Raw genomic sequence first — 6962 nt, 5'->3', positions numbered from 1 at the left:
CGACGCCAGCATGACCTTCGCCGGCAAGTCCGTGGGCGCCATGACCATGACGACCGGCACCATGGGCGACCAGAACTACATCGCCTTCATCAACCTGTGATCTGACGCGGTCCACAACGCGCCGGCCCGGAAAGGATGCTTTCCGGGCCGGCTTCGTCTGTTGATGCCGGCTGTTGATGCAATGGGGGTGACCGTCAACCTTGACCGATTCGGGACGCCGTCGTATCGGTTGAACACGGCAAGCGCATTCGCTGTGGAGGTTGACGTTGCGTGGCGAAGACATGAGGCTCCTGCGCGAGGAGCGCAAACTCTCACAGCCGGATTTCGCGGCTTGGCTGAACGAGCGGCTGGAGCGGCGCTACGACCGGTCCAAGATTTCCCGCTGGGAAAGCAACAGCGAGAAGATCCCCGACGCGGTGGTCCGCTTCCTTCTGAAGGAGACGGCGGTGGTGGACGGCAAGCATGGCCCGGCGCTGGTCATCTGCCTCGCCAACCAGAAGGGCGGGGTCGGCAAGACCACCTGCACGGTCAACACCGCCAGCATCCTGGCGCGGGAGGGCTACCGCGTGCTCATCATCGACGCCGACCCGCAGGCCAACGCCACGGCGCATCTCGGCATCGACCTGATCGAGTATGAGGAGGGCCGGCGCAAGTCGCTGGCCCACGTGCTGCGCGAGGAGGTCGCCGTCGAGGACATTGTCGTCCCGGTCGGCGACATCGGGCTGGAGATCGCCCCGTCGAGCATCGAGCTGGCGTCGGTCGAGGTGGAGCTGACCGCCGACCCCAGCGGCCCCATGGCCCTGCGGGAGCGGCTTCAGGACGCGCGGGCGGCTTACGATTTCATCTTCATCGACTGCCCGCCCAACCTGGGCCAGTGCACGGCCAACGGGCTGGTGGCGTCGGACGTCATCGTCATCCCCTGCCAGACCGAATATCTGTCCTCCATCGGCGTGAACCACCTGCTGAAGACGATCAACAAGCTGAAGCGGCGCTGCCATCCCAGCCTCGCCGTCCTGGGCATCCTGCCGACCATGCACAACGCCCGCCTGAACCAGCATCAGGTGACGCTGGAGCAGCTTCACAGCGCGCTGGGCGGCACGCTGCGCATCTTCCCGCCGGTGCCGCGGGCGACCATCTACGGCGACGCGGCGCTCGCCGGCCGTGCCGCCCTGGAGGCGGTGCCGGACGCGCCGGGAGCCTCGTCCTACCGGGTGTTGGCCGACGCCATCGCCGTGGAGCGGCGCAAGCGCGTGGAGGTGGCCAATGTCGCGTAAGCTCGGGACCGGGAATCTCGCCCGGCTCAACGCCATGAGCCGTGGCGCGCTCGCCGTCTTCGCGGAGCCGGAGCAGGGGGTGCGGCTCGTTTACCCCGACGTGGACTGGATCGAGGCCAACCCCGACCAGCCGCGCCGCCGCTTCGACGAGGCGGAACTGGCCGCCCTCACGGACTCCATCCGCAAATACGGCCTTCAGCAGCCGATCGGCGTGCGGGAGCTGGGGCCGAGCCGTTTCCAACTCGTCTTCGGGGAGCGGCGCCTGCGCGCGGTCCGCACGCTCGGCCAGCAGACGGTCCCCTGCATCCTGGTGCCGGACGGCATCGACACCGCCGAAGTGGCGGTCGTGGAGAACGTCCTGCGCGCCGACCTGACGCCCTTCGAAGAGGCCGACGCCTTCGTGGCTCTCGTGGAGAAGCACGGCTATTCGCACGCCGATCTCGGCCAGATCATGGGGCGCGACAAGGCGGAGATCACCCGGACCCTCGGGCTGACCAAGGTCTCTCCGGCGGTGCGGGAGCGCTACGAGGGCGCGGAGAAGAAGGTCGCCCGCTACAAGCTCTACCAGATCGCCGCGCTCGACGATGCCGAGGCGCAGATGCGCCTTCTGGAAAGCCTGACCAACGACCAGCCTTTGCCCGAGCCCCGTGCGCCGGGCGTTGCCGCAACGGGAACGCGGGACGAACCGGAAGCGGTGCTGAGCGCCTTCAGCCTGCGCGTTTCCCGCAACATCCTGCGCACGCGGGAGGCCCTCCAGGCCTTCCAGGAAAGACCGAAGCGGCTGGAGGAGGTGGACCGCGAGGTTCTGTGCGACCTGCGCCGTTCCATCGACGCGATCCTGGACGGTGAGGAACACTGACCGGGCGCGGTGAGAATTCTCACCGATCCTTTCCTCATACGGGTCGGTGAGAATTCTCACCGACCTTTTCAGAACCCAGGCATAGAAAAAGGCCCTTCCCCGCATCCACGGGGAAGGGCCTTTTTCGCATCAACCGTCAGTGAGCGCTGCCGCCGTCCTCGAAGGAGGGGGCCTGCAGGCCGGAGGCTTCCAGTTGGGCAACGACCATGCCCTTCAGCCGCTCCAGCCCTTCGGGCGTTCCGGACTCCGCACGGGCGACCAGCACGTCCTGGGTGTTGGAGGCGCGCAGCAGCCACCACCCGTCCGCCGTCTTCACGCGCACGCCGTCGATGTCGTTGACGTCGGCACCCTCGGCCTTCAGCCGGGCCTTGACCTCCTGGACGACCTGGAACTTGCGCTCCTCGCTCACCTGGAAGCGGGTCTCCGGGGTGTTCACCACCGGCGGCAGGCGGTCGCGCAATTCCGACAGAGGCTGGTTCAGCTTGCTGACCAGACCGATCAGCCGCACCGCGCAGTACAGCGCGTCGTCGAAGCCGTACCACTTGTCGGCGAAGAAGATGTGGCCCGACATCTCGCCGGCCAGCGGAGAGCCGGTCTCGGCCATCTTGGCCTTCAGCAGCGAATGGCCGGTCTTCCACATCAGCGGGTTGCCGCCGAGCTTGGCGATCTCGTCGAACAGCGTCTGGCTGGCTTTCACGTCGGCGATGATCGTGGCGCCGGGGTGGTTCTTCAGCACGTCGGCGGCGTAGATCGCCACGAGCTGGTCGCCCCACACCACGCGGCCCAGATGGTCGATGGCGCCGATGCGGTCGCCGTCGCCGTCGAAGCCGATGCCGATGTCGCAGCCGTTCTCCGCCACCGCCTTCTTCAGGTCGACGAGGTTCTTCTCGACCGTCGGGTCCGGATGGTGGTTGGGGAAGTTGCCGTCGATCTCGTCGAACAGCAGGATGTGCTTGCCCGGCAGCTTCGCGGTCAAACGGCGCAGGATCTCGCCGGAGGCGCCGTTGCCGGCGTCCCAGGCGATGGTCAGGTCGCGGGTGCCGTCATAGTCCCGCATCATGCGGTCCACATAGGCGTCCTTGACGTCGACCTGCTCCGACGAGCCCTCGCCGGACACGTAGTCGGCCTTCGCGGCGATGATGCCGAGGTCGAGGATCTGCTGGCCATAGACCGGACCCTTGCCCAGCATCATCTTGATGCCGTTGTAGTCCGGCGGGTTGTGGGAACCGGTGATCATGATGCCGGCCGCCGCCTCGCGGTCGCGGGTGGCGAAATACAGCATCGGGGTGGGGCCGAGCCCGATCCGCAGCACATGCAGACCGCAGGCGACCAGACCCTCCACCATGGCGGCTTCCAGCTCCGGCGAGGACAGCCGGCCATCGTAGCCGACGCAGACGGTCTTCCCCCCGCTGCGGGCCACCACGGTGCCGAAGGCCCGACCGACCGCGCGGGCGTCCGCCGCGGTCAGGGTGCTGCCGACGATGCCGCGGATGTCGTACTCGCGCAGCACGGTCGGGTGGAAAGTGTGGGCTTCGCTCATGGTCTCGACGGACCTCCTTAAACCGGATCGCTTCAGACGTTCTGGAACGGCGCCGTGGGCCGTCCGATGGAGGAGTAAGAGAAGCCTGCGGCGGCCATCTCATGGGGATTGTAGACGTTGCGCAGGTCGACCATGACCGGGTGCCTGAGCAGGGCCTTGACCCGCTTCAGGTCGAGGGCCCGGAACTCGTTCCATTCGGTGAGGATGGCGACGCAGTCGGCACCCTCCAGGGCGCCGTAGGCGTCCTGCGTCCACTGCACGCCGGGCAGCAGCTTGCCGGCCTCGTGCATGCCGGCGGGGTCGAAGGCGCGCACGGTGGCGCCGGCGGCCTGCAGGGCCGGGACGATGTCCAGCGAGGGGGCGTCGCGCATGTCGTCGGTGTTGGGCTTGAAGGTGACGCCCAGGACGCCGACGGTCTTGCCGGCGAGCGACCCGCCGCAGGCGGCGAGGATGCGCTCGGCCATCTGCTTCTTGCGCTTGTCGTTGATGTCGACGACGGTCTCGATGATGCGCAGCGGGCTGCCGACCTGCTGGGCGGTGCGGACCAGGGCCAGCGTGTCCTTGGGGAAGCAGGAGCCGCCGTAGCCGGGGCCGGGGTGGAGGAACTTCTTGCCGATGCGGCCGTCGAGCCCGATGCCGCGGGCGACGTCGTGGACGTTGGCGCCGACCTTCTCGCACAGGTCGGCGATCTCGTTGATGAAGGTGATCTTGGCGGCCAGGAAGGTGTTGGCGGCGTACTTGGTGAGCTCCGCGGTCTCCAGCGAGGTCAGGACGATGGGGGTCTCGATCAGGTAGAGCGGGCGGTAGAGGCGGCGCATGACCTCGGCGGCGCGCTCCGAGCGGGTGCCGATGACGACGCGGTCGGGACGCATGAAGTCGCCGATGGCCGAGCCCTCGCGCAGGAACTCCGGGTTGCTGGCGACGTCGAAGTCGGCGCCGGGGTTGGTGCGGCGGATGATCGCCTCGACCTCGCGGCCGGTGCCGACCGGCACGGTCGACTTGTTGACGACCACGGTGTAGTGGTCGAGGTTGGCGGCGATCTCCTCGGCGGCGGCGTAGACGTAGGAGAGGTCGGCGTGGCCGTCGCCGCGCCGGGTCGGGGTGCCCACCGCGATGAACACGGCGTCGACCCCGGCCATCGCCTCCTTCAGGTCCAGCGTGAAGGACAGCCGCCCGGCGGCGACGTTGCGCGCCACCAGCTCGTCCAGGCCCGGCTCGTAGATCGGGATTTCACCGCGCTTCAGGCGCTCGATCTTGCCGGCGTCCTTGTCGACGCAGGTGACGTGGACGCCGAATTCCGAAAAACAGGCGCCGGACACCAGCCCGACATACCCCGTACCGATCATCGCGATGCGCATGGAAAACCCTTGTTGTCGACATCCGCAGGAACCGCCGTTTCCGGCATGGAACGGAGCGGTCCCCGCGTTTTCATGGTTGCTTGTCTTATCAGGATAACTTTGAGGAGGGCATCATCCTGCGGCAGGCTGTCGCGCGGAACCGGGCGCCTTTCGACAAGGCTGGAGTCCGCGAGCCCGGCCAGCCGGCCTGGTATGCCGGCCGCCCGGATTCCCACCGCCCGTTCCCATCAGCCGTTCCCATCGCAAGGGGGCTTGGCACGGGCGGTTTCCGCAGAGCCGTCTGGGATTGCCGGAGGCCTCAGATCGCCTGGAGATAGGCGGGGTCCAGAGCGCCGTGGCGGAACGGTATCCAATCCTTGTGGTCGGCCCGGTACTGCAGCCCGTAGGGATTCTTGAAAAAGATCTTTTGCAGCGGCTGGCCGCCCTCGGCACGGGTGCGCTCCAGATCGATCAGCGGCGAGGAAGCGAAGACTTTTTCCCACAACTCGACGTTATCCACGTCGCGGCCTGCGTTCTTCACATAATCGCGTGCGGTGTCGCTGAGCTGCCACGCTTCTTCGACCATCGCGTAATAGTCCACAGTACCCTCGGCCATGACCCTGCTCCGAAGCATTCCAGATGACGCTTGGCATAGCGCATTTTTGGAAGAGAGAAAACTGTCCAGCAGCGACGCCGGGTTGTCACACCGGGGAGGGTAGCCCCAGCGCTTCGGCCAGGGCTGTGGCGACCCGGTCCACATCGGCATCGGTCATGGCCGGGAACAAGGGCAGCGACAGCGTCCGGGCGTAATGGGCGTCGGCGCCGGGCAGGACAAGGTTGTCGCAGCGGTTGCGCCAGTAGGGCTGTCGGTGGACCGGGATGTAATGGACCTGGGTGCCGATGCCCCGCCCCCGCAGATCGGCCATGACCTGCGCCCGTGTCCGCCCGGCGGCGGCGAAGTCGATGCGGACGGCGCAGAGGTGCCAGGCCGGGCGGCACCAGGGAGCGCGGGCGGCGGGAAGGACCAGCGGGGCCAGCGGGGCCAGCCGCTCCGCGTAGAGGTCCATCAGATGGCGGCGCCGTTCCACGAAGGCGTCCAGCCGGGCCAGTTGGCTGAGCGCGAGCGCGGAATGGATGTCGGTCAGGCGGTAATTGAAGCCCGGCTCCGCCATCTCGTAGTACCAGGGATTGGCGGTTCCATCCTTGGTGATCTCGGCGGCGGTGAAGGCGGCCTCGCGGTCCTCGAATCCCGCCGGGTCCCGCTCCATCCCGTGATTGCGGAAACGGCGCAGGCGGGCGGCGAGACCCGGATCGTTGGTGGTCACGGCCCCTCCCTCGCCCGCCGCGATGGTCTTCACGGGGTGGAAGGAGAAGGCGGTGAGCGTGCCGAAGCCGTTGGAACCGACCGGCAGGGCCCGTCCGTCCGGCGCCACGTCCACGCTGCCGATGGCGTGGCAGGCGTCCTCGATCACCGCCAGCCCGTGGCGGGCGGCGAGCGCGGCGAGCCCGGCCATGTCCGCGGTCTGCCCGGCGAAATGCACGGGCGCCAGGGCGCGCACCCGCCAGCCGGCGCGGGCGGCCCGCCCGATCGCCGCCTCCGCCTGCTCCGGCCCCATCAGGCCGGTGGCGGGATCGACGTCGGCGAAGGCGACCTCCGCCCCCACGTAGCGGGCGGCGTTGGCGGTGGCGAGGAAGGTGATGGCGGGCACCACCACCGCGTCGCCGGGGCCGAGCCCCAGCGCGAGGGTGGCCAAGTGCAGGGCGGCCGTTCCGTTGGCGCAGGACACCGCATGGGCGGCCCCGGTGCGCTCGCACAGCGCCCGCTCGAAGGCCTCCACCGCCGGACCCTGTGTCAACCAGTCGCCGCGCAGGACGGCGGTCACCGCGTCGATGTCGTTCTGGTCAATGTCCTGACGCCCGTAAGGCAGGAAGGGGGCCAGGGAGAGGGGGGG

General features: G+C 68.3%; 6 protein-coding genes. 2 read left to right on the top strand and 4 right to left on the bottom strand.

Annotated elements, in window-relative coordinates:
• Positions 1-281 precede the first annotated feature (281 nt).
• Together GBZ26_RS25200 and GBZ26_RS25195 are read left to right on the top strand one after the other, a co-directional pair.
• Entirely contained in the window at positions 282-1274 is a 993-nt protein-coding gene (locus GBZ26_RS25200) for an AAA family ATPase (protein ID WP_174441189.1), read from the top strand.
• Positions 1264-2133: a ParB/RepB/Spo0J family partition protein gene (locus GBZ26_RS25195; RefSeq protein ID WP_174441188.1), complete on the top strand. Its 870-nt coding sequence runs from the start codon at positions 1264-1266 to the stop codon at positions 2131-2133. The genes GBZ26_RS25200 and GBZ26_RS25195 overlap by 11 nt, the downstream gene beginning before the upstream one ends.
• A 136-nt stretch (positions 2134-2269) precedes the next feature.
• On the opposite strand, the gene pgmG is transcribed toward GBZ26_RS25195, so the two are convergent.
• From pgmG to pseC, 4 genes are all read right to left on the bottom strand, one after another.
• Positions 2270-3673, bottom strand: coding sequence for a phosphoglucomutase/phosphomannomutase PgmG (pgmG, locus tag GBZ26_RS25190; RefSeq protein WP_174441187.1), 1404 nt, complete (start codon positions 3671-3673; stop codon positions 2270-2272).
• Positions 3674-3705: 32 nt separating this feature from the next.
• Positions 3706-5031: a UDP-glucose dehydrogenase family protein gene (locus tag GBZ26_RS25185; RefSeq protein ID WP_174441186.1), complete on the bottom strand. Its 1326-nt coding sequence runs from the start codon at positions 5029-5031 to the stop codon at positions 3706-3708.
• Between the two features lie 298 nt (positions 5032-5329).
• Entirely contained in the window at positions 5330-5626 is a 297-nt protein-coding gene (locus GBZ26_RS25180; RefSeq protein ID WP_174441185.1) for a hypothetical protein, read from the bottom strand.
• Positions 5627-5711: 85 nt separating this feature from the next.
• On the bottom strand, positions 5712-6950 hold the full coding sequence (gene pseC / locus GBZ26_RS25175; RefSeq protein ID WP_174441190.1) for a UDP-4-amino-4,6-dideoxy-N-acetyl-beta-L-altrosamine transaminase: 1239 nt from the start codon (positions 6948-6950) through the stop codon (positions 5712-5714).
• Between the last annotated feature and the right edge of the window lie 12 nt (positions 6951-6962).

It is taken from the genome of Azospirillum formosense (assembly GCF_013340925.1).
Lineage (GTDB): Bacteria > Pseudomonadota > Alphaproteobacteria > Azospirillales > Azospirillaceae > Azospirillum > Azospirillum formosense.
This window is presented reverse-complemented; position numbering and strand designations above follow the sequence as displayed.

Excerpts from the sequence above, each read along its gene's own strand:
- GBZ26_RS25200 (WP_174441189.1), top strand. The coding sequence starts at position 282 with ATGAGGCTCCTGCGCGAGGAGCGCAAACTCTCACAGCCGGATTTCGCG.
- GBZ26_RS25195 (WP_174441188.1), top strand. The coding sequence starts at position 1,264 with ATGTCGCGTAAGCTCGGGACCGGGAATCTCGCCCGGCTCAACGCCATG.
- pgmG (WP_174441187.1), bottom strand. The coding sequence starts at position 3,673 with ATGAGCGAAGCCCACACTTTCCACCCGACCGTGCTGCGCGAGTACGAC.
- GBZ26_RS25185 (WP_174441186.1), bottom strand. The coding sequence starts at position 5,031 with ATGCGCATCGCGATGATCGGTACGGGGTATGTCGGGCTGGTGTCCGGC.
- GBZ26_RS25180 (WP_174441185.1), bottom strand. The coding sequence starts at position 5,626 with ATGGCCGAGGGTACTGTGGACTATTACGCGATGGTCGAAGAAGCGTGG.